The organism is Aminobacter sp. BE322 (assembly GCF_050433525.1).
Lineage (GTDB): Bacteria > Pseudomonadota > Alphaproteobacteria > Rhizobiales > Rhizobiaceae > Aminobacter.
The window spans coordinates 45721-70609 of record NZ_JBNPXB010000005.1 but is presented as its reverse complement, the minus strand read 5'-3'; the positions used below and the strand labels follow the sequence as shown (position 1 = coordinate 70609).

The following is a 24889-nucleotide window of genomic DNA, read 5'->3' as shown; positions in this document are numbered from 1 at the left end:
ATCATGGCCGCAGGCAGCCGCGACACATGCGCCCAGGCGCCGCAGCGCGACCTGGCCGACATCGTCGATGCGGATTTCGAAGTGCTGCCCGCCGGCCCGGCCGACGGCGAATCAGGCGCGGCGCAGGCGGCCTTTCCCGACCAGTCCGCCGTGACGGAGGGCATGGACATGCTGCGCCTTGCCGGGACGCGGCAGCCCGCGCCCCGCAGCCGCGGCGGCGCGGCCTTCTGGCTCGCAGGCGTTGCCTTGGCGGCCGCGGCCTTCTGGGTGTCCGGCGGCCATGCCGTCCTGCGCGCGTCGGCGCTGCCGTTCTCCGGCCCGGGCGCATCGTTCCGGATCGCCGAAATCAATTCGCGCGTCGACCTGTCCGGCCAGAGGCCGGTGCTGCTCGTCGACGGTGCCGCCGTCAACGATGGCAGCGGCACGTCCGAACTGCCGCCGATCGACGTCTCGATCGCCACCAATGACGGCAGGATGCTGCACTACAGGCTGGGGACAGGGGCCGCCCGCGTTGCGCCTGGGGCAAGATGGGACTTTTCGAGCCGCCTCGACGTGCCTATGAACGGGATACGGACCGTTACGGTCGCTTTCTCGGAATAGGATGACGTCATGCCGGTTGTGCGCGACAAGGAAATCGAGGTGCTGTTCTCCGCTTCGGCGATTGCACGGCGCAATCTGGAACTCGCCAAGGACATCGCGGCGCACGACTACACCGACCTCTTGGTGATCTCGGTGCTCAAGGGGTCCTTCGTCTTCGCCGCCGACCTGATCCGCGCCATGCACGACGTCGGCCTGTCGCCCGAGGTCGAGTTCATCTTCATCTCCAGCTATGGCTCGGGCACCACCAGCGGCGAGGTGCGCGTGCTGCGCGACATCGACAACGAGGTGAAGGGCAGGGACGTGCTGCTCATCGACGACATCCTCGAATCGGGCAAGACGCTCAAGTTCACTCGCGAGCTGATGCTGTCGCGCGGCGCCAAGAGCTGCTCCATCGCCGTGCTGCTCGACAAGCGCATGCGCCGGCAGACCGACCTCAACGCCGACTATGTCGGCTTCGACTGCCCCGACTACTTCGTCGTCGGCTATGGCATGGATGTCGCGCACGCCTTCCGCGAACTGCCCTTCGTCGGGGTCGTCAAGGGCGACGCCTGACGCCGGGGCAGGCGTGAAATGGCGCGGCCTTCAGGAATCGTCAACCTGTCGCGGCAAATATCGCAGCATGGCAAAGCTTCTGATCGTCGAGGACGATGAGTCCGTCCGCACCCTCGCCGCCCGCGCGCTCGAACGCGCCGGCCACACTGTCGATGTCGCCTGCGACGGCGCACAGGGGCTGGATTGCATCCGCGCCGCGGGCGGGCGTTTCGACCTGATCGTCTCCGACATCCGCATGCCGGAGATGGACGGCATCGAGATGGCGCAGGCCGCGGCGCGCGCCTTTCCCGGCCTGCCGATCCTGTTGATGACCGGCTATGCCGACCAGCGCGAGCGCGCCGAGGAACTCGACGCCATCATCCTGGACGTGGTGCAGAAGCCGTTCACTCTCGCCGACATCCGCGACCGCGTTTCGCTGGCGCTGGTCAGGTCCGGTCAGTCGACGGCAGCGCTTGCCGGCGCCGCCTGAGGCGCACGCCCACCGACATTGAGCGCGAAGATGCCCGCGCCGACGATGAGCAGCGCGCCGATCAGCGTGCCGCCGTCCGGCACCTCGGCAAAGAACAGGAAGCCCCACAGCGGCGCCCACAAGAGCCCGGTATATTCGAAGGTCGCCGCCCTGTTGGCGGGGGCCAGCCGGTAGGCCTGCCCCAGCAGCACCATGCCGACGGCGGCGATGATGCCGCAGGCCGCCATCATCAGGAAGTCGTGCAGCGTCGGCCATACCCAGGGCCGCATCAGGAAATCGAGGCTCGGATGCCCCGCCCGCGGCAGGCCGGCCGCGGCGAAGACCGCGGTTATGGCCAGGGCTCCCACCAGGTAGGCGGCGTTCTGGTAGAAGGCCATGGTCGTGGCGCTTTCGGCCGTGCCGATCCTGCGCGCCATCAGCTGCGAGAAGCTGTAGAGGAAGGCCGACGCGAGCGACAGCAGTGCCGCCCACTCGAAGATGCCGGCGCCGGGATCGACCATGACGACGACGCCGACGAGGCCGGTGGCACCCGCAGCCAGGCTCCGCCACGGCACCCGCTCGCCGAGATAGGGGCCGGCCAGCGCCATGATGATCAGCGGCGCCATGAAGAACAGCGCCGCCGCATCGGCGATCGGCAGCGCCGGTATCGCCAGGTAGTAGGCGCAGTAGGACACGAAGAGGATCGTCGAGCGCGAGGCGAGGAAGCGCCAGTTGGGCGAGGCGAGGGCGCCGAGGCCAACGTCGCGGTGGACCATGAACAGAAGCAGCGGCAGGGCCACGACCGCCCGGATCAGCAGCGCCTCGCCCACCGGATAGGTGCCGGCAACGGCCTTGATCAGCGCGTCCTGGATCGAAAACACCAGCACACCCAGGCACAGGCAGAGGATGCCGAGAAGCGTTCTGTTCATGAAAGTGGTTGCCTGAAGCTGTTGCGACTGCCTGTTGAAGCGCCCGGACCGGAGCCCCGGTCCACCTTCCCGGATTGCGACCTGCCAAGAAAAAACCCGCCGAGAAAACCGCGGCGGGTGAAAGTGAGGACGGTAAACACCAGTCCGTAGCCGCATCTGACGGCCACCTTCCAATGGGTGAGCGGACTATCGGTTGCCGTTTGACTCTATGCAAACGAATTGAAATGATGGCAGTCATTAGAAATCCTGATGCCTGGCGGGGGTGGCCATGTCCGTCCGTCTCGACAGCGATCTGCTGCGCACCTTCCTCGCCGTGGCCGAGAGCGGCAATTTCACCCGCGCCGCCGAGGCGGTTGGGCGCACTCAGTCGGCGATCAGCATGCAGATCAAACGCCTCGAGGAGGTGATCGGCGGCGAGCTGTTCGTGCGCGGCGCCCGCGGCGTGGCACTCACCCGGCGCGGCGGCGACCTCGTCGGCAATGCCCGGCGCATCGTCGACCTGCTCGACGAGACGGCTTCGACGATGCGGGTTCCGCAACTGGGCGGGCCGGTGCGTATCGGCATTCCCGAAGAGTATGGCCAGCCGGTCCTATCGCGGGCGCTGGGCGCCTTCGCCAAGCGACATGCCCAGGTCGAGGTCACCGTCAGATTCGGCTATTCGGCCGCCCAAATGGCCGCCCTTGCCGCCGGAGAGCTTGACCTGGCTGTGGTTTTCGAGTGGCAGGCGCCTTCCGGAGCCGAGGTCCTGATGCAGGATCCGACGGTCTGGGCTTCCTCCAACCACCATCATATCCACCAGGAGCGGCCGCTGCCGATCGCCGTCTACGGCCGCGACGGCTGGTCTCGCGATTATGTACTCGATTCGCTGGAGAGCCGGGGCATCGACTACCGCTTCGCCTATACCAGCGACACCACCAACGGCCTCGTACTCGCCGTGACCGCGGGCCTTGCGGTCGCGCCGATTTCGCGCAGCAACATCCCGCCCGACTGCCGCGAACTGACCGAGGCCGACGGCTTCGGTCAGATCGATACGACCCGCGTCGTGCTGCACCGGAATCCGCGTGCCGTGAGCGAAGCCGTGGACGCCATGGCGGATGCCATCCGCGACGCTTTCCATCAGCGCGGCTGATCGCTGGACCAACCGATTTCTCCTGACATTGATCCTGACAAAAGGCTGTCAGCAGGACCGTGCTAGGGTCTCAGCCAGTGAAGAGGAGGAGAAGATGATCACATTCTACCACGCCCCCTGGTCCCGCTCCTCGGGCATACTCTGGCTCCTCGAGGAGCTCGGCGTCCCCTACGAGATCGAGAAGGTCAATATCCGCGCGCCTGGCGGGGCGCCGGAGGACTACCGGGCCATCCAGCCCAACAAGAAGGTGCCGGCCATCGTCCATGACGGCGTCGTCGTCACCGAGCGGGCGGCGATCTGCGCCTATCTCTGCGATGCCTTTCCCAAGGCCGGTCTCGCGCCGGCGGTCGGCGATGCGATGCGCGGGCCCTATCTCACCTGGCTCGTCTATGCCGATGCGGTGTTCGACCCGGTGCTGGCCGCCAAGGCCCACGGCCACGAGTTCATGGGCGGCGGCTATTCCTACGGCTCGTTCGCCGAGATGGTCGCCAATCTCGAACGTACGCTGTCGTCGCGGCCCTACATCGCCGGCGACCGCTTCACCGCGGCGGACACGCAGATCGGCGGCGGCATCAACTACGGCATCCGCGTGCTGAAGGTCCTGCCGGAGAAGCCGGTGTTCCGGGCCTACTTCGAGCGGCTGGCGGCGCGGCCCGCCTTCCAACGCTACAGCCAGAAGGACTTCGAGCTCGCCCGCGAGGCCGGCATGGCCGGCTGACCGGGGGCGGCGAGAGGCCGTCCGCGGCTTTCCGATGTTGCATGGGCCCGATTGATGCGCCTGGGCCGGGATACCGCCCCGGTCGCCGGGCGCGACGGCGCCGGGCGTCGGTTGCAGCTACTTGAGCTCGAGCAGGCGTTCGAGATACTGGCGCTCGAGTTCCGGGCTCAGCGCGTTGCCGAGGCGCTTGCGGATCGCATCGAGGATCTGGCGGGCGCGCTGCACGTCGATCTCGTCGGGCACCTTGACGGAATCGCCGAAGTCCGGGCCCGTCGTGGCGCGCGGCCGGCCGAGCGGATCGCGGTCGGCGTTGCGCTGGCGGCCGCCTTCCTCGCTGCCGCCCTCGTCGCCCTGCATCGCCTGCATCTGCTGCATCATGTCCTGGGCGCCCTTGCGCAGCGCTTCCAGCGCCCGGCCCTGGTGGCCGACGGCGCGGTCGCCTTCACCGTCGCGCAGCGCGCCCTCGGCCTGGTTCATGGACTTGCCCGCCTCGCCGAAGCCTTCGCCCGGCTTGATGCCCAGGCCTTCGAGGCCCTTCATCAGCGCCTCCAGGTCCTTCTCCAGCTGGCCCTGGCCCTCCTGCAGCTGCTTGAGCGCGTCGGCGAATTCCTGCGGGGTCATCGGACGTCCCTGCTGGCCCCGGCCCTGCTGCTGGTCCTGGCCGGGCTGGCCGTTGTCGCCGAACTCTTCGCCCTGGTCCTGGCCCGGCTGCTGGCCGCGCTGCATCTGGTCCATGCGGAAGGTCTCGTTCATCGTCTCCTGCTGGCGCCGCATGATCTCGCCGAGCTTGTCCATCTGCTGGCGCAGCTCGGAGTTCTGCTGGCCCTGCTGGCCGCGCTGGCGCCGTCCCGCCTGCAGGTTGTTCATCATGTCCTGAAGCTGCGACAAGAGCTCCCTGGCCTGGTCGCGATTGCCCGACTTCGCCAGGTTCTCGATCTGGTCGAGCATTCGCTGCAGGTCGCTCTGGCGCAGCTCTTGTCCGGGGGCGGGCAACTGCGCGTTCTGGTTCTGCTGGGCACGCTCGGCGAACTCGCGCAGGAACTCGTCCATGGCGGCGCGCAACTCGGCCATCAGCTTGTCGATCTCCTCGTCGCCGGCGCCGCGCTCCAGCGCGTCCTGCAGCGCCTGCTGCGCCTGACGCAGCCGCTTCTCGGCGGTGGAAAGGTCGCCCTCCTCGATGCCGAGCGCCACCTCCCAGAGATAGGAGACCACCTCGCGCAGCTGGTCGTCCGTCGTCGCCATCTTCAGGCGGGTGCGGGCGCTGATCAGCGCCAGGTAGTGCGACAGGTTGTCGATCGTGTCCTCGGGCCGGAGCGTGATGGCGTCCATGAGGGCGAGCACGCGGGCCTTGGCGTTGGCATCGAGGCCGAGCAGCCGGCGCTGCTCGATGACCGCCCGCGCCAGCGGATTGGTGAAGGGCCGCTCGGGAAGCACCAGCGTCTTGGTCTCGCTCCTGGCCTCCTGGCCGGCGTCGTCGACGGCGAGAAGCGTCAGCTTCACCTCGGTACCGGCCCAGACATGCTCGGTCAGGTCGCGTGTCGCCTTGGTGGGCTTGTTGCCGGCGCCGCGGCGCGGCAGCGACAGCGGCATTTCCGGCCGCCCGTAGAGTGGCCGTGCGCCGGGCGCCTGCGGTTCGGCGAGAGCGAAGTCGGTCCGGGCGGAGGCTGCGCCGTAGTCGTCCTCGATCTGGTAGCTGAGCTCGAAGGTGCCGTTGACGGCGCGCCTGGGCTCGCCGACGAAGCGGATGGCCGGCGGGCTGTCGGGCGTCACCGCAAAGGCCCAGCTGCCGAGTTCATCCTCGCCGGACTTGAGCGTCAGCCGGCCTTCGGCGTCGAGCTTGTCGGAGAACTGCCGCACCGCGGCGACCGGCCCGGCGGCGGCCGGCTTTGCCGCGTCGGTCTTCGGCGCGGCCGGCGCGATGTCGCGCGCCTCACCGTCCGGGGCGGTGAAGGCGAGCGTCTCCTCGCCGGTGCCGCCGGTGACGCGCAGCGACAGCTCGCTGCCTTGCGGCACCGTGAGCACGGCTGCTTCGCGTCCGGCGCCGGCCGTCAGGAAGATCGGAGCCTTGCCGGTATAGGGCGGCGGCGTCACCCAGGCGTCGATGCGCGGGGGCACTGCGTCGCGCGCCGCATGCGTCTGGAAAACGTCGCCGACACGGCCGCCCCACGGCCCGAAGGAAAAAGCGAAGGCAATCACGAACAGCAGCGCCGCCGCCGCGCGCAGCGCCCAGGGATCGCGTTCCGGCACCCGGGTTCGCGGCAGGTCGCCGCCCAGCCTGCCGAGCCTCTCGGCCATGCGCTTCTGGTGTTCGCGCCAGAGCGCGTCGGCGAAATTGTCGGGCCGGCCCGAGGGGCGGTCGGTCTGGACCTGCACCGGCGTGTGTTCGAGCTTGTTCGCCCGCTCGACGCGGCTGTCGATTTCGGCCCAGGAGGGCAGCCGGAAGAAGCGCAGCGGATAGAGCGACGCGAGGCCCGCGACCGCGAATGCGGCGCCAAGCACCAGCCGCGCCATGTCGGGCAACAGCCTGAAGACCCCCAGCCAGGACAGGCTGAGGAACAGGCTGGCGATGACGAGCAGCGGCAGCACCAAGGGCCAGCCGCGCTCGACCAGCATCGCCGTGCCGATGGCCAGGCGCGTCCTGCCCAGGCTGGCGGCTATGTCGCGATGCAGTGCTGATCTGGCCCGTTCGGTCATCGGCCCTTCCGGTTGGGCGGCGCATCCCGCGCCGCCATCGCTAGAGAATATCATCAATCACGGCGAACGCGAGGCGACCAACACAATCGTGAAAGGAGCCGCCGCCAAGGTGATGCTTGCCAAACTCGCTGCTGATTGAATGCGGTTGGTCGGTTGTGCGTCCTTCGACAGGCTCAGGATGAGGACCGGCGCTGCTGGCGCTGTCTCGTTGGACTTTTCAGCAGGACCGCCAGCGCTATCACTGTCTTGTCGAGTATTTCCAATCGACGCCCGTCAACCGGTTCCAATCACCTGACGCTCACCAGCGCGGACGGTCCTCATCCTGAGCCTGTCGAAGGACGCACGGCCGACCAACTGCACCAGACCTGTGGCTGCTCGGTCTCCTCCTCACAGCCAGTCCGGCAGCGAGTCGAGTCCGATCAGCTCGTCATAGGTCTGGCGCTTGCGCACGACGTGGAAGCGGTCGCCGTCGACCAGGACTTCGGGCACTAGGAGCCGCGTGTTGTAGGTGCCCGCCTGGACCGCCCCGTAGGCCCCGGCCGTGCCGACGGCGATCAGGTCGCCGGCCTCGAGCCTCGGCAGGTCGCGGTCGAGGCCGAGATAGTCGCCGGTCTCGCAGACGGGGCCGACGATGTCGACCGACATGCGCGGGGCATCGGCCCGTGGCTGAACCACCGGGCGGATGTCGTGATAGGCGTCGTAGAGCGTAGGCCTGATCAGGTCGTTCATCGCCGCGTCGACGATGAGGAAGTTCTTGGCGTCGCCTTCCTTCACGAAGATCACTTCGGACACCAGGATGCCGGCATTGCCGACGATCAGGCGGCCCGGCTCGAACATCACCTTGAGCCCGAGCTTGGCGACGTGCTTGTGCACGATCCTGGCATAGGCGTCGGGCAGTGGCGGCGGATTGTTGTCGGTCTTGTAGGGAATGCCGAGGCCGCCGCCGAGGTCGACATGGTCGATGGCGTGGCCGTCGGCCTGCAGCGTCTCGACCAGGTCGGCCAGCAGCGCGAAGGCATCGTCGAAGGGCTGCAGCTCGGTGATCTGGCTGCCGATATGCATGTCGATGCCGGTCACCTCGATGCCGGGCAGGCTTGCTGCCCGGGCATAGACCTCGCGGGCGCGCTGCATCGGGATGCCGAACTTGTTCTCGGCCTTGCCGGTGGAGATCTTCTTGTGCGTCTTGGCGTCGACGTCCGGGTTGATGCGCAGCGAAACTGGCGCCTTCGTGCCGTTGGCCAATGCGCGATGCGATAGCAACTCCAGCTCCGGCTCGGATTCGACGTTGAAGCACAGGATGCCGGCCTCGAGTGCAAAGTCCATCTCGCGCGCCGTCTTGCCGACGCCGGAGAACAGGATCTTGCTTGCCGGAATGCCGGCGGCCAGCGCGCGCCGCATCTCGCCCTCCGACACCACGTCGGCGCCGGCGCCGAGCCTGGCGAGCGTCTTCAGCACCGCCTGGTTGGAGTTGGCCTTGAGCGCGTAGCAGACCAGCGCGTCGAGATCGGCGAAGGCCGCGGAAAAGACCTTGAAGTGCCTGGTCAGCGTTGCCGTCGAATAGCAGTAGAACGGCGTGCCGACGGCGGCGGCGATGTCGGTCAGCGCCACGTCTTCGGCATGCAGGACGCCGTCGCGGTAGTCGAAGTGGTTCACGGCAGTAGGCTTTCGAAAGGTGGGGTGCCGCTCAGATCAGCGGATCGAGGATGAAGGGCTTGTCCGCCACCGGTTTCTGCGGTTCTGCGGGCACCGGCTGGCCGGCCTTCTGGGCGTCCTTGCGCGCCTGCACGGCGGCGTCGTAAGGCGTGTCGAGGCCGCCCCTGCGGCCGCAGGCCGAAACCAACCCGACCGCAGCGATCAGCCCGAGCGTCACCAAAATCCTGCCAGCGGTCATGATCCATCCGTCCGCGAAAATTCCCCCGCTGCTTGTAGCGGAGATTCTTGGGCTTTGCACCCCGGCTCGATCACGCTTTCGTAAGGCGCTTCTTCCAGTAGCGCACCTGTTTCTTGACCTCGGCGGGCGCGGTGCCGCCGAACGAGGTGCGGCTCTTCACCGAGTTCTGCACCGACAGCACCGAGAAGATGTCCTGGGTGATGCCGTCATGGATCGCCTTGAGCTCCTCGAGCGTGAGCTTCTCCAGCCCCACCTTCTTGCTTTCGGCCAGCGCCACGGCCCGGCCGGTGACGTGATGGGCCTCGCGGAACGGCATGCCGAGCGAACGCACCAGCCAGTCGGCGAGATCCGTCGCGGTCGAGTAGCCCGAGCCGGCCGCCTTCTTCATCGCCTGCTCGTTGACGGTCATGTCGCCGACCATGCCGGTCATGGCGGCGAGCATCAGGTCGAGCGTCTCGGCGGCGTCGAACACCGCTTCCTTGTCTTCCTGCATGTCCTTCGAATAGGTCAGCGGCAGGCCCTTCATGACGGTCAGCAGGCCGATCAGGTGGCCGTTGACGCGACCGGTCTTGGCGCGCACCAGCTCGGCCGCGTCGGGGTTCTTCTTCTGCGGCATGATCGAGGAACCGGTGGAGAAGCTGTCCGACAGGCGCACGAAGCCGAACTGCGGCGTCGACCAGATGACGATCTCCTCGGCCAGCCGCGACAGGTGCGTGGCGCAGATCGCCGCCACCGACAGGAACTCCAGCGCGTAGTCGCGGTCCGACACGCTGTCGAGCGAGTTGCGGGTCGGCTCGCGGAAGCCGAGTGCCTTGGCCGTCTGGAAGCGGTCGATGGGGAAGCCCGTGCCGGCAAGCGCTGCCGCGCCCAGCGGGCTCTCGTCCATGCGCTCGATCGCGTCGCGGACGCGGGAAAGGTCGCGGGCGAACATCTCGACATAGGCCATGCAATGGTGGCCGAAGGTCACAGGCTGCGCCGTCTGGAGATGGGTGAAACCGGGCATGACGGTCGCGGAATGCTGTTCGGCGCGTTCGAGGAAGGCGGCGATGAGGCCCTTCAGCGCGACCGCGACGCGGTGGAACTCGTCCTTGACCCAGAGGCGGAAGTCGGCCGCCACCTGGTCGTTGCGCGACCGCGCCGTGTGCAGGCGGCCGGCCGCCGGGCCGATCAGATCGGCGAGGCGCGCCTCGACATTCATGTGGATGTCTTCCAGCCGGGTCGAGAATTCGAACTTGCCGTCCTCGATTTCTCGCAAGATCGTGTTCAGGCCGTGAGCGATTTTCTGTTGATCCGCGGCCGAAATAATGCCCGTTTCCGCCAGCATCTCGGAGTGGGCGACCGAACCGCGGATGTCCTGGGCGTAGAGCTTCCTGTCGAAGCCGATGGAGGCGTTGATCGCTTCCATGATCGCGGCCGGGCCCGAGGCAAAACGTCCGCCCCACATCTGGTTGCTGGCCTTCTTGTCGCTCATCGTGATACCCCGGCTCCGGAGAGAAACTGAACAGATGGACCGCAGAAAATGTTTCCCGCGCCACGCCATATCCTGATTGCCGCCGTTGCGGGCGTGTTCGCCGGCGCGGTCGCGGTATATGTCACCACCACCCTTCGTGGCAACAACGACACCGAGCTGGCTGCCGGTACGGCGGCCACCGTCGCCGCCGACGCCAGCAGCCAGGACAAGGTCTGCGCCGCCAAGGCCGACGCCGCCAAGAAGATCGGTGCCGCCGCCACCGGCCAGGTGGCGGCGATGATGCCGGCCGACCCGCCCCAGTCGCTCAAGGAACTCGCCTTCAACGGCCCTGATGGCAAGCCGATGACCATCGGCGACCAGAAGGGGCGCGTCCTGCTGGTCAATCTGTGGGCGACCTGGTGTGCGCCCTGCCGCGCCGAGATGCCGGCGCTGGACGCGCTGGAGCGCGAGATGGGCGGGGAGAATTTCGAGGTCGTGGCGATTAACGTCGATACCGGCGACGACACCAAGCCGAAGAAGTTCCTGCAGGAGATCGGCATCGCGTCGCTCGGCTACTACCGCGACAACACGCTGACCGTCTTCAACGATCTCAAGACGCGAGGCCTCGCGCTCGGCCTGCCGGTCACGCTGCTGATCGACGGCGAGGGCTGCCTCCTGGCCAACATGAACGGCCCGGCGGAATGGGCGAGCCCGGACGCCAAGAAGCTGATCGAGGCGGCATTGGCGCTGTAAGGGCGGCGGCGCTTGCGCCGAATTGTGGATATGCAGCCGCGGGTTGCATGACCATCGGCGCTCTTTCGCCGGCTGGCTCGGCGAAAGGGCAGACGGCCGCATGCTACAGGCAGTCAGCCCTTTCCTTAGCCGGCATTTTCAAAGCCGGCGGAGTGGCGGTTTTTCGGCAAACCATTTTCGGTTTTCGGAAAAGCGAAACTGATTTCCGGAGCTGCGCCGCAAGTGAAAGCGATGCGCGCCGGCCGCGACCTTCATACGATCGCTACAAAACTGTTGTAGGGCTGTCACAAACCGTCAATACTGCTCCCCGCGGAACTAAACCTTTCGCCAACCAGAACGGGAGTGAGACATGAAGACCCTAGGCTTCGCGGCCGGATTTGCCGCGACAATCACGATGTTGTCCAGCACCTCCGCCTTCGCCGTCACGGAGATCACGTGGTGGCACGCCATGACCGGCGCGAACAACGAGGTGGTCGAGACTCTTTCCAAGGAATTCAACGCCAGCCAGAGCGACTACAAGATCGTTCCGGTCTTCAAGGGCACCTATCCCGAGACGCTGAATGCCGGCATCGCCGCGTTCCGCGCCAAGCAGCCGCCGGCGATCATGCAGGTCTTCGACGCGGGCACGGGCACGATGATGGCCGCCGAAGGCGCCATCAAGCCGGTAGCCGAGATCCTGTCCATGGGCGGCCAGGCCTTCGACAAGAGCCAGTACCTGCCCGGCATCGTCTCTTATTATTCGAAGCCCGACGGCACGATGCTCTCGTTCCCCTACAACTCGTCCTCGCCGATCCTCTACTACAACAAGGACATCTTCCAGAAGGCGGGCCTCGACGTCGACAATCCGCCCAAGACCTGGCCGGAAGTCTGGGAAGCGGCCAAGAAGATCAAGACCAGCGGCGCAGCTCCCTGCGGCTTCACCTCGACCTGGCTGACCTGGATCCATACCGAGAATTTCGCCGCCTGGAACAACCTGTCCTACGGCACCAACGAAAACGGCATCGCCGGCACCGACGTCGAGCTGAAGATCAACTCGCCGGTCTTCGTCAAGCACTTCCAGGAACTGGCCGACCTCGCCAAGGACGGCACCTTCAAGTATGGCGGCCGCACTTCGGAGGCCAAGCAGATCTTCCTCGCCGGTGAATGCGGCATCTTCACCGAGTCCTCGGGCGGTCTCGGCGACGTCGTCAAGTCGGGCATGAACTACGGCACCGGCCAGCTTCCCTACGAGCCGGAAGCCCAGGGCGCGCCGCAGAACACCATCCCCGGCGGCGCGTCGCTGTGGGTGTTCAACGGCCTCTCCGACGACCAGTACAAGGGCGTCGCCGCCTTCTTCAACTTCCTGTCGCAGACCCCGATCCAGGCGCGCCTGCACCAGGTATCGGGCTACCTGCCGGTCACGCTTGCGGCCTACGAGGAGACCAAGAAGTCCGGCTTCTACGACAAGAACCCGGCCCGCGAGATCCCGATCAAGCAGATGATGGGCAAGGCCCCGACCGAAAACTCGAAGGGCGTCCGCCTCGTCAACCTGCCGCAGGTCCGCGACATCGAGAACGAAGAGTATGAAAAGATGCTCGCCGGCCAGCAGACTGCACAGCAGGCGCTCGACAACATCGTTGCGCGCGGCAACAAGGCGATCCAGGAAGCGCTGGGGAACTGATCCGGTCGGTCCGACCAGGATTGCCCTCACCCTTACCCTCTCCCCGTGAAGAACGGGGAGAGGGGGCGTCCACGTTCCCGCTTGTCCCTTCTCCCCGTCCTTCACGGGGAGAAGGTGCCGGCAGGCGGATGAGGGGCGGCGCAAACGCTGAGCCGACAGGCGGTTTCTGAGACAATCAGCCCGCCCTTGGCAAACCGCCCAACACGAGGCCCGTATTGACCCCACGCGTCGTCTTTCCCAACAAGATCCTGCCCTATCTGCTGGTGGCGCCGCAGCTGGCGATCACGCTGGTGTTCTTCTACTGGCCGGCCAGTCAGGCGCTGTACCAGTCGATGCTCAGGGAGGACCCGTTCGGCCTGTCGTCGAAATTCGTCTGGTTCGCCAACTTCAAGAAGGTGCTGTCGGACCCGAACTATCTCAATTCGGTCCAGGTCACGATCGTCTTTTCGATCGCCACCGCCGTCGTCGCCATGGGCACGGCCCTGCTGCTCGCCGTCATGGCCGACAAGGTGGTGCGCGGCAAGGGCATCTACCGCACGCTGATGATCTGGCCCTACGCGGTGGCGCCCGCGATCGCCGGCATGCTCTGGCTGTTCCTGTTCAACCCGTCGATCGGCTCGCTGGCCTACGGCCTGCGCTGGCTCGGCATCCGCTGGGATCCGCTGCTCGACGGCTCGCAGGCGATGGTCCTGGTGGTCGCCGCCGCGGCCTGGAAGCAGATCAGCTACAATTTCCTGTTCTTCGTCGCCGGCCTGCAGGCGATCCCCAAGACGCTGATCGAGGCGGCGGCCATCGACGGCGCCAAGCCGACCAAGCGCTTCTGGACGATCGTCTTCCCGCTGCTTGCGCCGACGACCTTCTTCCTCCTGGTGGTCAACACCGTCTACGCCTTCTTCGACACCTTCGGCATCATCCACGCCGTCACCGGCGGCGGCCCGGGCAAGTCCACCGAGACGCTGGTCTACAAGGTCTACAACGACGGCTTCGTCAATCTCATCCTCGGCGACTCGGCAGCGCAATCGGTGATCCTGATGGTCATCGTCATCGTGCTCACCGCCATCCAGTTCCGCTATGTCGAGAAGAAGGTGCACTATGGGTGAGCGGCTTTCTCCCTTCTCCCCGTTCACGGGGAGAAGGTCCCGGCAGGGGGATGAGGGGCGGAGCTGCCCTTCGCATGTGGGGCGCTGCCCCTCATCCGGCTTCGCTACGCTCAGCCACCTTCTCCCCGTGAACGGGGAGAAGGAAGGGGAGGCCCGCCCATGACCGAACACCACCCCATCCGCACCTTCATCTCCCATCTGGTGCTGATCCTCGGCATCCTGGTCGTGGCGTTCCCGATCTATTACACCTTCGTCGCCTCGACCCATTCGCTGCAGACCATCCTGCGCCCGCCGCTGCCGCTGCTGCCGGGCGGTGAGTTCTTCAACAACTATCGCGAGGCGCTGTTCGGCGGCGTCGGCCGCATCGGCGGGGTCAGCGTCACGACGCTGCTCCTCAACACCACCATCGTCGCCTTCGGCATCGCAATCGGCAAGATCGTCATCTCGATCCTGTCGGCCTATGCCATCGTGTTCTTCCGCTTCCCCGGCCGGATGTTCTTCTTCTGGCTGATCTTCATCACCCTGATGCTGCCGGTCGAAGTGCGCATCCTGCCCACCTACAAGGTGATGGTCGATCTCGGCCTGATCGACACCTACACCGGCCTGATCGTGCCGCTGATCGCCTCGGCGACCGCGACGCTACTGTTCCGCCAGTTCTTCCTCACCATTCCGGGCGAACTGGTCGAAGCGGCGCGGGTCGACGGCGCGGGGCCCTGGCGCTTCTTCAAGGACATCCTTCTTCCCCTGTCGCGCACCAACATCGCGGCGCTTTTCGTCATCCTCTTCATCTATGGCTGGACGCAATATCTCTGGCCGCTTCTGGTCACCAACCGCAACGACATGAACACCATCGTCATTGCGCTGAGGAAGATGATCTCGTTCGCCGATGCCGACACCGAATGGCATCTGGTGATGGTCACTTCCATGCTAGCCATCGTGCCGCCGATCCTGGTGGTCGTGTTCATGCAGCGCTGGTTCGTCCGCGGCCTCGTCGAAACGGAGAAATAATGGCAACCGTCGATCTCAAGGACGTCCGCAAGGTCTATGCCGGCGGCGTCGAAGCCGTGAAGGGCGTGTCCATCGCCATTCCCGACAAGGCGCTGTGCGTGCTGGTCGGCCCCTCCGGCTGCGGCAAGTCCACGCTCTTGCGCATGATCGCGGGGCTGGAGACCATCTCGTCGGGCAGCTGCGCCATCGACGGCAAGGTGGTCAACGCGGTCGGCCCGACCGAGCGCGACATCGCCATGGTGTTCCAGAACTATGCGCTCTATCCGCATATGAAGGTCTACGACAACATGGCCTATGGCCTGCGCAACCGCGGCACGCCGAAGGACGAGATCGACAAGCGCGTGCGCTCGACGGCCAGGACGCTGGAGCTGGAACACCTGCTGGAGCGCCGCCCGCGCGAACTGTCCGGGGGCCAGCGCCAGCGCGTCGCCATGGGCCGCGCCATCGTGCGCAGCCCCAAGGTGTTCCTGTTCGATGAGCCGCTCAGCAACCTAGACGCCAAGTTGCGCGGCCAGATGCGTGTCGAGATCAAGAACCTGCAGCGCAATCTCGGCGTGACCTCCGTCTACGTCACCCACGACCAGTTGGAGGCGATGACGCTGGCCGACGTTCTGGTGGTGATGAATGCCGGGCTGGTCGAACAGCTTGGCGCGCCGCTCGATATATACGAGAAGCCGGCGTCGACCTTCGTCGCCTCCTTCATCGGCGCGCCACCGATGAACCTTCTGCCGCTGCGCAGCGGCCAGCTCGAGGGCGCGGTGACGTTGCCTGCCGTCCCCGCCAACGCCGTGACGCTCGGCTTCCGGCCCGAGGATTGCGAGGTCGGCGCCGACGGCCCGGCCTCCGAGGGCGGGCTCAGGCTGATGGCAAATGTCGAGGGCGTCGAGCCTGTCGGCGCCGAGAGCTTCCTCTACTGCCAGGCGGCCGGCAGCCGCGTCGTCGTGCGCGTGCCCGGCCGCACCGATGTCGTGGCCGGCGACCAACTGCCGGTCTTCGCCCGGCGCGAGAAGCTGCATTTCTTCGGCAGCGACGGCAAGCGGGTCTGAGGCGCGCCTAGTTGGTGGACGACGAGGGTCGGGCGGAGAGCGTGCCGCTCTTCGGCCGCGGCGCCAGGAAGCGGCCCTCGAAATAGCGGAACGAGATCTCGGCCATCGCGATGGTCAGGAGATAGGAGCTGCAGAACAGCAGCAGCCGATAGGCGACGGGCAGGCCGCCGGCCGGCACGTCGACATGCCGGAACAGCAATTGCCAGGCGATGGTGATTGCCAGCGCATGATAGACATAGGCGCCGTAGGAGATCTCCCCGATCCGCTGCAGCAGCGGATGCCGCAGCAGCCAGTCGAGTGCCGGGTGCCTGGTCGCGGCCAGCGCGACCAGGCCAGCCGACGCGGCTATGATCGCCGAATAGGCGACGATTTCCCTATGCTGGCCCCAGATGATGCCCGAGACGACGTTGCGCAGCACGTCGATGCCGCGCGCGCCGACGACGGCGTGGTTCACGTAGACATAGGTTGCCGCGTAGCCGATGAAGGCGATCAGGCCGAAAGCCGCCAGCGGCGTCGCGATCCTCGCCAGGAGCTGCCTGCGGCTCGCGAATGCGAGCAGCGAGCCCGCGGCAAAGGCGTCCATGTGCAGGAACGGGCCCGAATAGATGGCGTAGGCCTTGGCCTCGTCGGCCCAGGCGAGCGCCGTCAGCCCCGCCGATGCGAGCCCGCGCAGCGCCGGTGCCAGGGGCAGTGCCGCAAGCAGCAGGGCGACCACGATCCTGCGCGGGACGAAGACCAGGATCACCCCGTAGACCAGGTAGAACTGCATCTCCACCGAGATGGTCCAGAGATGTCCCGCCGGCCAGCCGGCCAGTTCGCCGCGGCCAAGCGCCATCGTCACGTTGTTGAAGAAGCCGAGCAGCGATCCGGCAGCGAGGCCGTCGACCTGCCCGCCGAGGAGAAGCGTGAACCCTATGCCGGCCAGTACATAGAGATAGTAGACGGGAACGATCCGGCGGATCCTGCGGCCGAAGAAGCGGACCAGCCGCTGTCTCGGTTCTGCCTCGTCCTCACGGCCGATCACGCTCAGGGTGACGACGAAGCCCGAGATGACGTAGAACAGCCAGACCCCGGTCCATCCGAAGGGCATCAGGCCGCTGTGCTGCGCCACCACCGCGGTCATGGCAAGGCACCGCAGCGAATCGACCGGTCCGACCCGGCCCCCGCCGGAACCTTGCGCCCAAGCTCTTGCCATGCCGTCCTCGCCGCAACGGGCGCTCTCTTCGACCGCGACCGGTCGCTCGGAGATTCAACGGGACAAGAATGGCGGCGGGGCCGGCAAACGCAATATCGCCGGCGCTCACCTCAAAGGATGCTCTGCACCGATCCGGAGTAGCTTCGCCGCCGCCGCGGCGGGACCGGCAGCCGAAAGGCGTAGGCGGTCGGCATGGCCGCCCTCGCGGTCAGCGCGTCGGAACCGGGACCTCGCCGCGATAGTCGTAGAAGCCGCGGCCGGTCTTGCGGCCGAGCCAGCCGGCCTCGACATATTTCACCAGCAGCGGGCAGGGGCGGTACTTGGAGTCCGACAGGCCGTCGTGCAGCACCTGCATGATCGACAGGCAGGTGTCGAGGCCGATGAAGTCGGCGAGCTGCAGCGGGCCCATCGGGTGATTGGCGCCAAGCCGCATCGCCGTGTCGATCGCCTCGACCGTGCCGACGCCTTCATAGAGCGTGTAGATCGCCTCGTTGATCATCGGCAAAAGGATGCGGTTGACGATGAAGGCCGGGAAATCCTCCGACACCGTCACCGTCTTGTCGAGGTGATGGACGTAGTCCTTGGCGCTCTCGAAGGTCTTGTCCTCGGTGGCGATGCCGCGCACCAGCTCGACCAGCTTCATCAACGGCACCGGGTTCATGAAGTGGATGCCGATGAAGCGCTCCGGCCGGTCGGTCTGTGCGGCCAGCCGCGTGATCGAGATCGACGAGGTGTTGGTGGCGAGGATCGCCTCGGGGTTCAGCTGCGGGCAGAGCTGCGCATAGATCTTGCGCTTGATCGTCTCGTCTTCGGTCGCCGCTTCGATCACCAGGTCGGCGCTGGCGAGGTCGGCCATCGCCGGGGCGGACGAGATGCGGGCCATGGCGTCCTTGCGGGCCTGCTCTTCGAGCTTGCCCGAATGCACCTGGCGGGCCATGTTGCCGTTGATGGTGGCGATGCCCTTTTCGATGCGATCGGGCGAAATGTCGTAGAGCTGCACGTTGTAGCCGGCGAGTGCCGATACATGCGCGATGCCGCTGCCCATCTGGCCCGCGCCGACAATGCCGATCGTCTCGATCTTACCCGTCATCACACTCGTCCCGTCGAAGGCTTTTTTAGATTTGTGCAATGCAAACTAAATGGCCGGGGTAGCGTTCGTCTACCCCGGCCATCACATTTTAATACCGCAGTCGGCGGGGCGTCAAAGCGCCTTTTCGAGTTCCGGCAGGACAGTGAACAGGTCGCCGACGATGCCGTAGTCGGCGACCTGGAAGATCGGGGCTTCCTCGTCCTTGTTGATGGCGACGATGACCTTCGAGTCCTTCATGCCGGCGAGGTGCTGGATCGCACCGGAGATACCGCAGGCGATGTAGAGGTCGGGCGCCACAACCTTGCCGGTCTGGCCGACCTGCCAGTCGTTGGGGGCGTAGCCGGCGTCGACGGCGGCGCGGGAAGCGCCGACGGCGGCACCGAGCTTGTCGGCCACCGGCAGGATCACTTCCTGGAACTTCTCGGCCGAGCCGAGCGCGCGGCCGCCCGAGATGATGATCTTCGCAGACGTCAGCTCCGGACGGTCGCTGTCCGACAGCTTGTTCTCGACGAAGGAGGACAGGCCGGGGTTGGCGGCGGCGGCGATGGTCTCGACGGCTGCCGAGCCGCCCTCAGGCGCTGCCTGGAACGAGGCGGTGCGCACGGTGATCACCTTCTTGGCGTCGAGCGCCTGCACCGTCTGGATGGCGTTGCCGGCGTAGATCGGGCGCTTGAAGGTGTCGGGCGAAACCACCTCGATGATCTCCGAGACCTGGCCGACGTCGAGCAGGGCCGCGACGCGCGGCGAAACGTTCTTGCCGGTCGAGGTGGCGGCGGCGACGATGGCGTCGTAGCTGCCGGCGAGGCCGACGACCAGGGCAGCGGTCGGCTCGGCCAGGCGCTCGGCCAGTTCTTCTGCCTCGGCGAGCAGCACCTTGCGGACGCCCTTGAGCTTCGAAGCGGCATCGGCGGCTGCCTTGGCGCCCTTGCCGGCCACCAGCACGTCGACGTCGGAACCGATCTTGAGCGCCGCCGACAGCGCCTTGGCGGTCTGGTCGGAGAGCGAAGCGTTGTCGTGTTCGGCGATGAGGAGAATTGCCATTCTTTTGTCCCTTTAACAGCTCTGTCCTGGAAACATGTCAGGCCGTGCCGAAAATGGTGGGCTGCGAGAACCGGAGCGGAGCGTACGTTCAGTACGTGAGCACCGGAAGCGCAGCAGCGCGCCATTTGCAGGCCGGCATCACATGTTTCCCTAGAGGACGCCGGCTTCGTTACGCAGCTTGTCGACCAGCTCGGCGACGGACTTGACCTTGACGCCCGCCTTGCGGCCGCCCGGTTCCTCGGTCTTGATGACCTTGAGGCGGGGGGCGATGTCGGCGCCGAAGTCGGCCGCCGTCTTTTCGTCGAGCGGCTTCTTCTTGGCTTTCATGATGTTGGGCAGCGAGGCATAGCGCGGCTGGTTGAGGCGCAGATCCACAGTCACGATCGCCGGCATCTTGAGCTCGACCGTCTGCAGGCCGCCGTCGACTTCGCGCGTCACCTTGGCCTTGTCGCCGCCGAGTTCGATCTTCGAGGCGAACGTGCCCTGGGCCCAGCCGAGCAGGGCGGCCAGCATCTGGCCTGTCTGGTTGGAATCGTCGTCGATCGCCTGCTTGCCGAGCAGCACCAGGCCCGGCTTCTCGGCTTCCACCACGCCCTTCAGCACCTTGGCGACGCCGAGCGGCTCGACTTGATCGTCGGTCTTGACCAGGATGGCGCGGTCGGCGCCCATGGCGAGAGCGGTGCGCAGCGTCTCCTGCGCCTGGGCAGGCCCGATCGAGACCACCACGATCTCTTCGACCTTGCCGGCTTCCTTCAGCCGGATCGCCTCTTCGACCGCGATCTCGTCGAACGGGTTCATCGCCATCTTCACGTTGGCCAGCTCAACGCCAGAACCGTCGGCCTTCACCCGAACCTTCACGTTCGCATCGACAACCCGCTTGACCGGGACGAGAACTTTCATCGGCTTGGTACCTCTCTGAAAAGCGATTTATTGCGCGCTATAGCAGCGCTTGGCCCGCTGCAATTGTCGATTGCCGACATATTGGGCGGAAAAACAGACCTGACCATGCGCTTTCGGTCGCGGGTGGCTGCCGGAAGCGCGCGGACCGTAGTTGCGGGCGAAGCGCGCTGTCAATATCCGTATGGACGTCAAATCGTTTGAAAATCGCGCTGCCGCGGCCCGCTAGCTGCGGCCCCAGCGCGGCGCCGGCGAGGCCGGCGGCGGCTCGACCGGAGCAGGCTCCGCGGCTTGTCCCGCTTCGGGATTTTCCGCGATCACGGGGACCGCGTCCTCGGCCGGGGCAAACAGCGGCACGTCGCGGCTGCGCAGGAACAGCACCAGTACGGCACCGGCGACGATGCCGCCGACATGGGCCGCCCAGCTCACTTCGTCGTCGCCGCCGATGGCGATCATCAGGAACTGGAAGGCGACCCACAGGATCAGCGGGATCCAGGCCGGGATGCGCAGCGGGATGCGGCCGAAGGCCAGAACCCACACCTTCACCCGGGGGTAGAGGATGAGATAGGCGGCGACGATGCCCGCGATCGCGCCCGACGCCCCGATCAGCGGCGTCTGCGAATCCGGCAGGATCAGCCCGTGCAGGAAGGCGCCGGCAACGGCGCAGAGCAGGTAGAAGGCGAGGAAGCGGAAATGGCCCAGCGCATCCTCGACATTGTCGCCGAACACCCACAGGAACAGCATGTTGCCGCCGAGATGGAAGATGTCGCCGTGCAGGAACGAGTAGGTGATGTAGCTCAGCTTCTCGGGGATGATGATAAGGTCCGGCGAAAGCTCCGCCGTGTCGTTCACCACCGAGGGTATGTAGCCGAGGCCGAGCACGGCGGCGGTCGCGAAGTCCTCGCTGCCGACGGTGGTGACGAAATAGGCGATGACGTTGATGGCGATCAGGCCGAACGTCACATATTGCAGCCGGATGTGGCGCAGATGGTTGGAATCATACAGCGGAATGAACATGCTCACGGGTGCGCCCTCCCGGCGCCAGGGCATTTGTCGCCCTGGTCAGCGGTTCTGTCCGGGCACCCATAGCACATCGGATTTTCCGTTGTCATTGACGACGCGGGCGGCCACGAACAGCAGGTCCGACACGCGGTTGATGTAGCGGATGCCCTCGCGATTCACATGCTCGGCCGGGTCCTGCGCCAGCGCCACCATGACGCGCTCGGCCCGCCGCGCCACGGTGCGGGCGAGGTGCAGGGCCGCGGCCGCCGGCGAGCCGCCGTTGAGCACGAAGGACCTCAGCGGCGAAAGGTCGGCGTTCAGCCTGTCGATGTCGGCTTCGATGCGCGCGGTCTGCGCGGCGATGATGCGCAGCGGCTCGTAGCCCAGGTCCTTGCCGCCCTCCGGCGTCGCGAGGTCCGCCCCCAGGTCGAACATGTCGTTCTGGATGCGGCCGAGCATGGCGTCGATCTCGGGGTATGCCGTGCCGGTGTGCACACGCGCCATGCCGATGCAGGCATTGGCCTCGTCGACGGCACCATAGGCCTCGACGCGCAGGTCGGATTTAAGCCGGCGCTCGCCCGTGCCCAGCCCGGTCGTGCCGTCGTCGCCGGTGCGCGTGTAGATCTTGTTGAGCTTGACCATGGCGTTCAGCCGCCGCGCGAGAAGTACAGCGCGAGCAGGATGAAGACCAGCGCGATGGCCTGCAGGAGCACGCGCGCCTGCATCAGCTTGTTCGACGTGTTGGCCGAGCCGCCGCGCATCATGTTGAACAGGCCGCGCACCAGCACGATCGCGACGGCTGCCATGAACACGATGGCGATGATGTTGAATGTGGTTCCCATGCGAGGTTCCAGTTTCCCTTGGACGTGGGCCGGCTCAGGCCTGCCGGGCCAGGATCTTGTAGAGGAGCGAGGCGGGCAAGATGCGCTTCAGCATGACGCCGATTCGCGCCGGAGTCGTCACAACATAATGCGGTCGCGGGCGAGGCGACAGCAGGGCGTGTCGCAATACCGCATGCACCGCCTCGGGCCCCAGCTTCAGCGACGACTTGCTGCCGCCGCCGCGCAGCCGCGCCAGCTGCGCCTGATAGGCTTCGCGATGCACGGAGTTCTCATGGTCGATGTAGCGCAGGAACCAGGGCAGGCCGTTGCTGGCGATCTTGGAGGCGATCGGACCGGGCTCGATCATGGAGACATGCACGCCCGAGCCTTCGAGCTCCTGGCGCATGCACAGCATCAGGCCCTCGAGCGCATGCTTGGAGGCGGCATAGGCGCCGCGGAACCGCACCGGCGTCAGGCCGAGGATCGACGAGCAGTGGACGATGCGGCCGTGGCCCTGGCGCCGCATCACCGGCACGATGCGCCGGGTCAGGTCGTGCCAGCCGAAGAAGTTGGCCTCGAACTGGTCGCGGAGTGCTGCCATCGGCAGGTCCTCGACCGCGCCGGCCTGGGCATGGGCGCCGTTGTTGAACAGGGCGTCGAGCCTGCCGCCGGTGCGCTCGAGCACGGTTGCCACCAGCGCCTCGATCGACTGCGGCTCGGCGTAGTCGAGATAGAGCGCTTCCAGTCCGTCCGCCTCGAGGGCGGCGATATCCTCCGGCCTGCGCGCGGTGGCGAACACGCGCCAGCCTTCCGCCTTCAGCGCGCGGGCGCAGTGGGCGCCGATCCCGGACGACGTTCCGGTCACGATAATCGTGCGTAACTCCTTGATCGTGTTCACGTCGCTGCCGCCAAGACTTGCAAACCGGGGCAAACCCTTCCCATATTCGCGGCCTGGAAACAATCGGAGGGAGCGGCAAACTGGATCTGTTGCGCAGGATCGTGGCCATCCGGCGCGTGCTCTACGACGCAGCCGGCCACTTCCATGACGACGACGGCTGGGCCATGGCGAGCCATCTCGCCATCTCGGCGCTGATGGCGCTGTTTCCATTCCTCATCTTCGCCACCACCTTGGCCTCGTTCCTGGGCGCCGACAGGTTCGCCGAAACCGCCGTGCACCTGGTGTTCGACACCTGGCCGGAACAGATCGCGGCCCCCATCGCCCGCGAGGTCGTCAACGTGCTCACCGTGCCGCGCACCGACCTGCTCACCTATGGCGTCCTGCTCGCGGCGTTCTTCGCCTCCAACGGCATCGAGGCGCTGCGCACCTCGCTCAACCGTGCCTACCGCGTCCGCGAGACCCGCACCATCTGGTTCCGCCGCACCCAGAGCCTGATCTTCGTGCTCATCGCGACGATCGGCTTCGTCGCCATCAGCGTGCTCTTGGTCTTCGCGCCGATCATCGCGCGCATCCTCGAAGCCAAGTTCGAGTGGATCAAGCCCTATATGGGCACCATCACCGTGTGGCGCTTCTCCATCGCCTCGGCGGTCATCGTGCTCGGCCTGTTCGCGGTCCACAAATGGCTGCCCGACGGTCGTCGCGGCTTCCTCAGTCTCGTGCCGGGCATCATCTTCACCCTGGTCGCCTGGCTCATCGGCTCGACGGTGTTCGCCGCCTACCTCGACACCTTCGCTTCCTATGTGACGACCTATGCCGGCCTCGCCTCGATCCTGATCGCGGTCGTTTTCCTCTACATCATCTCGGCGATCTTCATCCTCGGCGGCGAGCTCAACGCCGCCATCAGCCGCTATCTCGAGGCGCGCGCCCGCGTGCCGGGCTGAGCCGTCGCCAGGCCGACGCCCAGCGTGGCGATCGCCATGCCCAGCAGCTGCAGCAGCGACAGCTGCTCGCCGAACAAAAGCCAGGCGATGACCGCCGTCACCGCCGGCACGAGATAGAACAGCGAGGCGACCTTCGACATGGCGCCGTCGCGGATCATCACCATCAGCAGGAAGATCGCGCCGATCGATAGCACGAAGACCAGCCAGGCGAGCGCGAAGATCAGCTCGCCATTGACGGTCATCTGCTGGGTCTCGAAGGTGAAGGAGGCGAGGGTCGTCAGGACGCCGGCGCCGACATATTGCCAGAAGGTTCCCGTCACCAGGTCGCCCGAGGCGCCGGCCCGCTTCTGCCAGATCGTGCCGGCGCTGATGCCGGCCATTGCGATCAGCGACGCCGTCAGCGTCTGCCAGGTCACGCCGCCGATGCTGCCGAGCTTGGGCGACAGCACGATCACCACGCCGACGAAGCCTACCGCAAGCCCCAGCCAGTGGCGCGGGCGGATTTCCTCGCCGAGGATCGCGCCGGCCAGAAGTGCCGTCACCAGCGGCTGCAGTCCGGCGATGAGCGCCGAAAGGCCGGCGGGCAGGCCGTGGCGGATCGCCCAGAACACCCCACCCAGATAGACCCCGTGCAGCAGCATGCCGATGAGCATGGCATTGAGCGCAGCCCGCTGCGGCAGGGGCCTGGAGCCTATGGCCAGCATGATGCCGCCGAGGATCAGCGCCGCGATCACGAAACGGACAGCCAGGAAAGTGAACGGCTCGGCCCACGGCATGGCGTAGCGCGCGCCGATGAAACCGGTAGCCCACAAGAGTACGAAGGTGGCCGGGATCAGCCGCTTGGCAGGTGTCATCGTGGGGTCCGGTGTCTGACGCGTTTGGGGCGGGGTCTTTGGGAACTTAACGGGATCGCTCTAATGCCGAATATTAGGGCAAGCAAAACGAAACGGTTGATCCATAGAGTCAGCAGACCTGATCGACGAGGCGATCGGGGGGGGATGCTTGCCCGGGAGGCGGCCTGGGATA

25 protein-coding genes are annotated in these 24889 nt (G+C 66.4%); 11 read left to right on the top strand and 14 right to left on the bottom strand.

Annotation, left to right across the window (positions count from 1 at the left end; genetic code table 11):
- The first annotated feature begins 3 nt into the window (after positions 1-3).
- The 3 genes from J2X50_RS09905 to J2X50_RS09895 all read left to right on the top strand — a co-directional run bounded on the left by J2X50_RS09905 (position 4) and on the right by J2X50_RS09895 (position 1621).
- Complete coding sequence (locus J2X50_RS09905) at positions 4-600, top strand: hypothetical protein (RefSeq protein WP_429094374.1); 597 nt, start codon at positions 4-6, stop codon at positions 598-600.
- A gap of 9 nt (positions 601-609) precedes the next feature.
- Complete coding sequence (gene hpt, locus J2X50_RS09900) at positions 610-1152, top strand: hypoxanthine phosphoribosyltransferase (RefSeq protein ID WP_429094373.1); 543 nt, start codon at positions 610-612, stop codon at positions 1150-1152.
- A gap of 67 nt (positions 1153-1219) precedes the next feature.
- Positions 1220-1621, top strand: a complete 402-nt coding sequence (locus tag J2X50_RS09895; RefSeq protein ID WP_429094371.1) for a response regulator — start codon at positions 1220-1222, stop codon at positions 1619-1621.
- Here J2X50_RS09895 and J2X50_RS09890 read toward each other — a convergent pair.
- The gene (locus J2X50_RS09890; RefSeq protein ID WP_429094369.1) at positions 1588-2529 is read right to left on the bottom strand and encodes a DMT family transporter; all 942 of its coding nucleotides are present in this window, start codon (positions 2527-2529) and stop codon (positions 1588-1590) included. The two genes, J2X50_RS09895 and J2X50_RS09890, sit on opposite strands and share 34 nt — an antisense overlap.
- 268 nt (positions 2530-2797) lie before the next feature.
- On the opposite strand from J2X50_RS09890, the gene J2X50_RS09885 reads away from it, so the two are divergent.
- Both J2X50_RS09885 and J2X50_RS09880 read left to right on the top strand, forming a co-directional pair.
- A complete protein-coding gene (locus J2X50_RS09885) occupies positions 2798-3658 on the top strand; it encodes a LysR substrate-binding domain-containing protein (protein ID WP_429094367.1) in 861 nt (286 codons plus the stop codon).
- A gap of 94 nt (positions 3659-3752) precedes the next feature.
- Positions 3753-4376, top strand: a complete 624-nt coding sequence (locus J2X50_RS09880; protein WP_429094365.1) for a glutathione S-transferase family protein — start codon at positions 3753-3755, stop codon at positions 4374-4376.
- A 117-nt stretch (positions 4377-4493) separates the two neighbouring features.
- Here the strand turns inward: J2X50_RS09880 and J2X50_RS09875 are convergent, their stop codons facing one another.
- From J2X50_RS09875 to argH, 4 genes are all read right to left on the bottom strand, one after another.
- On the bottom strand, positions 4494-7070 hold the full coding sequence (locus J2X50_RS09875) for a TIGR02302 family protein (RefSeq protein WP_429094364.1): 2577 nt from the start codon (positions 7068-7070) through the stop codon (positions 4494-4496).
- A 387-nt stretch (positions 7071-7457) separates the two neighbouring features.
- The gene (gene lysA, locus J2X50_RS09870; protein ID WP_429094362.1) at positions 7458-8723 is read right to left on the bottom strand and encodes a diaminopimelate decarboxylase; all 1266 of its coding nucleotides are present in this window, start codon (positions 8721-8723) and stop codon (positions 7458-7460) included.
- 31 nt (positions 8724-8754) lie between these two features.
- Complete coding sequence (locus J2X50_RS09865) at positions 8755-8961, bottom strand: hypothetical protein (RefSeq protein WP_429094360.1); 207 nt, start codon at positions 8959-8961, stop codon at positions 8755-8757.
- Between the two features lie 70 nt (positions 8962-9031).
- Positions 9032-10432, bottom strand: a complete 1401-nt coding sequence (argH, locus tag J2X50_RS09860; protein WP_429094358.1) for an argininosuccinate lyase — start codon at positions 10430-10432, stop codon at positions 9032-9034.
- Between the two features lie 48 nt (positions 10433-10480).
- Between argH and tlpA the strand changes: the two genes are divergently transcribed.
- From tlpA to ugpC, 5 genes are all read left to right on the top strand, one after another.
- The gene (gene tlpA, locus J2X50_RS09855) at positions 10481-11164 is read left to right on the top strand and encodes a thiol:disulfide interchange protein TlpA (protein WP_429094356.1); all 684 of its coding nucleotides are present in this window, start codon (positions 10481-10483) and stop codon (positions 11162-11164) included.
- 349 nt (positions 11165-11513) lie between these two features.
- Complete coding sequence (ugpB, locus tag J2X50_RS09850; protein WP_429094354.1) at positions 11514-12824, top strand: sn-glycerol-3-phosphate ABC transporter substrate-binding protein UgpB; 1311 nt, start codon at positions 11514-11516, stop codon at positions 12822-12824.
- 215 nt (positions 12825-13039) lie between these two features.
- On the top strand, positions 13040-13924 hold the full coding sequence (ugpA, locus tag J2X50_RS09845; RefSeq protein WP_429094352.1) for a sn-glycerol-3-phosphate ABC transporter permease UgpA: 885 nt from the start codon (positions 13040-13042) through the stop codon (positions 13922-13924).
- Positions 13925-14083: 159 nt separating this feature from the next.
- The gene (gene ugpE / locus J2X50_RS09840) at positions 14084-14932 is read left to right on the top strand and encodes a sn-glycerol-3-phosphate ABC transporter permease UgpE (RefSeq protein ID WP_429094350.1); all 849 of its coding nucleotides are present in this window, start codon (positions 14084-14086) and stop codon (positions 14930-14932) included.
- Entirely contained in the window at positions 14932-15978 is a 1047-nt protein-coding gene (gene ugpC / locus J2X50_RS09835; protein WP_429094348.1) for a sn-glycerol-3-phosphate ABC transporter ATP-binding protein UgpC, read from the top strand. Before ugpE ends, ugpC begins: the two co-directional genes overlap by 1 nt.
- A 7-nt stretch (positions 15979-15985) precedes the next feature.
- On the opposite strand, the gene J2X50_RS09830 is transcribed toward ugpC, so the two are convergent.
- From J2X50_RS09830 to J2X50_RS09795, 8 genes are all read right to left on the bottom strand, one after another.
- Positions 15986-17173, bottom strand: a complete 1188-nt coding sequence (locus tag J2X50_RS09830; protein ID WP_429094346.1) for an acyltransferase family protein — start codon at positions 17171-17173, stop codon at positions 15986-15988.
- A gap of 208 nt (positions 17174-17381) precedes the next feature.
- On the bottom strand, positions 17382-18263 hold the full coding sequence (locus tag J2X50_RS09825; RefSeq protein WP_429094344.1) for a 3-hydroxybutyryl-CoA dehydrogenase: 882 nt from the start codon (positions 18261-18263) through the stop codon (positions 17382-17384).
- Between the two features lie 111 nt (positions 18264-18374).
- Positions 18375-19304 carry an electron transfer flavoprotein subunit alpha/FixB family protein gene (locus J2X50_RS09820; protein WP_429094342.1) on the bottom strand — a complete coding sequence of 310 codons (930 nt, stop codon included), beginning with the start codon at positions 19302-19304 and terminating at the stop codon, positions 18375-18377.
- Positions 19305-19454: 150 nt separating this feature from the next.
- The gene (locus J2X50_RS09815; protein ID WP_429094340.1) at positions 19455-20204 is read right to left on the bottom strand and encodes an electron transfer flavoprotein subunit beta/FixA family protein; all 750 of its coding nucleotides are present in this window, start codon (positions 20202-20204) and stop codon (positions 19455-19457) included.
- Positions 20205-20426: 222 nt separating this feature from the next.
- The gene (locus J2X50_RS09810; RefSeq protein ID WP_429094771.1) at positions 20427-21218 is read right to left on the bottom strand and encodes a rhomboid family intramembrane serine protease; all 792 of its coding nucleotides are present in this window, start codon (positions 21216-21218) and stop codon (positions 20427-20429) included.
- A gap of 45 nt (positions 21219-21263) precedes the next feature.
- Positions 21264-21845, bottom strand: coding sequence for a cob(I)yrinic acid a,c-diamide adenosyltransferase (locus J2X50_RS09805; RefSeq protein ID WP_429094338.1), 582 nt, complete (start codon positions 21843-21845; stop codon positions 21264-21266).
- Positions 21846-21850: 5 nt separating this feature from the next.
- The gene (locus J2X50_RS09800) at positions 21851-22045 is read right to left on the bottom strand and encodes a twin transmembrane helix small protein (protein WP_340040556.1); all 195 of its coding nucleotides are present in this window, start codon (positions 22043-22045) and stop codon (positions 21851-21853) included.
- Positions 22046-22079: 34 nt separating this feature from the next.
- On the bottom strand, positions 22080-22913 hold the full coding sequence (locus J2X50_RS09795; protein WP_429094769.1) for an SDR family oxidoreductase: 834 nt from the start codon (positions 22911-22913) through the stop codon (positions 22080-22082).
- 95 nt (positions 22914-23008) lie between these two features.
- Between J2X50_RS09795 and J2X50_RS09790 the strand changes: the two genes are divergently transcribed.
- Positions 23009-23863, top strand: coding sequence for a YihY/virulence factor BrkB family protein (locus tag J2X50_RS09790; protein WP_429094767.1), 855 nt, complete (start codon positions 23009-23011; stop codon positions 23861-23863).
- On the opposite strand, the gene J2X50_RS09785 is transcribed toward J2X50_RS09790, so the two are convergent.
- Positions 23830-24717 carry a DMT family transporter gene (locus J2X50_RS09785; protein WP_429094336.1) on the bottom strand — a complete coding sequence of 296 codons (888 nt, stop codon included), beginning with the start codon at positions 24715-24717 and terminating at the stop codon, positions 23830-23832. The genes J2X50_RS09790 and J2X50_RS09785 overlap by 34 nt on opposite strands.
- Positions 24718-24889: the final 172 nt, after the last annotated feature.

Coding starts and splice junctions, on each gene's coding strand:
- J2X50_RS09905 (WP_429094374.1), top strand. CDS start 4: ATGGCCGCAGGCAGCCGCGACACATGCGCCCAGGCGCCGCAGCGCGAC.
- hpt (WP_429094373.1), top strand. CDS start 610: ATGCCGGTTGTGCGCGACAAGGAAATCGAGGTGCTGTTCTCCGCTTCG.
- J2X50_RS09895 (WP_429094371.1), top strand. CDS start 1,220: ATGGCAAAGCTTCTGATCGTCGAGGACGATGAGTCCGTCCGCACCCTC.
- J2X50_RS09890 (WP_429094369.1), bottom strand. CDS start 2,529: ATGAACAGAACGCTTCTCGGCATCCTCTGCCTGTGCCTGGGTGTGCTG.
- J2X50_RS09885 (WP_429094367.1), top strand. CDS start 2,798: ATGTCCGTCCGTCTCGACAGCGATCTGCTGCGCACCTTCCTCGCCGTG.
- J2X50_RS09880 (WP_429094365.1), top strand. CDS start 3,753: ATGATCACATTCTACCACGCCCCCTGGTCCCGCTCCTCGGGCATACTC.
- J2X50_RS09875 (WP_429094364.1), bottom strand. CDS start 7,070: ATGACCGAACGGGCCAGATCAGCACTGCATCGCGACATAGCCGCCAGC.
- J2X50_RS09865 (WP_429094360.1), bottom strand. CDS start 8,961: ATGACCGCTGGCAGGATTTTGGTGACGCTCGGGCTGATCGCTGCGGTC.
- argH (WP_429094358.1), bottom strand. CDS start 10,432: ATGAGCGACAAGAAGGCCAGCAACCAGATGTGGGGCGGACGTTTTGCC.
- tlpA (WP_429094356.1), top strand. CDS start 10,481: ATGTTTCCCGCGCCACGCCATATCCTGATTGCCGCCGTTGCGGGCGTG.
- ugpB (WP_429094354.1), top strand. CDS start 11,514: ATGAAGACCCTAGGCTTCGCGGCCGGATTTGCCGCGACAATCACGATG.
- ugpE (WP_429094350.1), top strand. CDS start 14,084: ATGACCGAACACCACCCCATCCGCACCTTCATCTCCCATCTGGTGCTG.
- ugpC (WP_429094348.1), top strand. CDS start 14,932: ATGGCAACCGTCGATCTCAAGGACGTCCGCAAGGTCTATGCCGGCGGC.
- J2X50_RS09830 (WP_429094346.1), bottom strand. CDS start 17,173: ATGGCAAGAGCTTGGGCGCAAGGTTCCGGCGGGGGCCGGGTCGGACCG.
- J2X50_RS09825 (WP_429094344.1), bottom strand. CDS start 18,263: ATGACGGGTAAGATCGAGACGATCGGCATTGTCGGCGCGGGCCAGATG.
- J2X50_RS09820 (WP_429094342.1), bottom strand. CDS start 19,304: ATGGCAATTCTCCTCATCGCCGAACACGACAACGCTTCGCTCTCCGAC.
- J2X50_RS09815 (WP_429094340.1), bottom strand. CDS start 20,204: ATGAAAGTTCTCGTCCCGGTCAAGCGGGTTGTCGATGCGAACGTGAAG.
- J2X50_RS09810 (WP_429094771.1), bottom strand. CDS start 21,218: ATGTTCATTCCGCTGTATGATTCCAACCATCTGCGCCACATCCGGCTG.
- J2X50_RS09805 (WP_429094338.1), bottom strand. CDS start 21,845: ATGGTCAAGCTCAACAAGATCTACACGCGCACCGGCGACGACGGCACG.
- J2X50_RS09800 (WP_340040556.1), bottom strand. CDS start 22,045: ATGGGAACCACATTCAACATCATCGCCATCGTGTTCATGGCAGCCGTC.
- J2X50_RS09785 (WP_429094336.1), bottom strand. CDS start 24,717: ATGACACCTGCCAAGCGGCTGATCCCGGCCACCTTCGTACTCTTGTGG.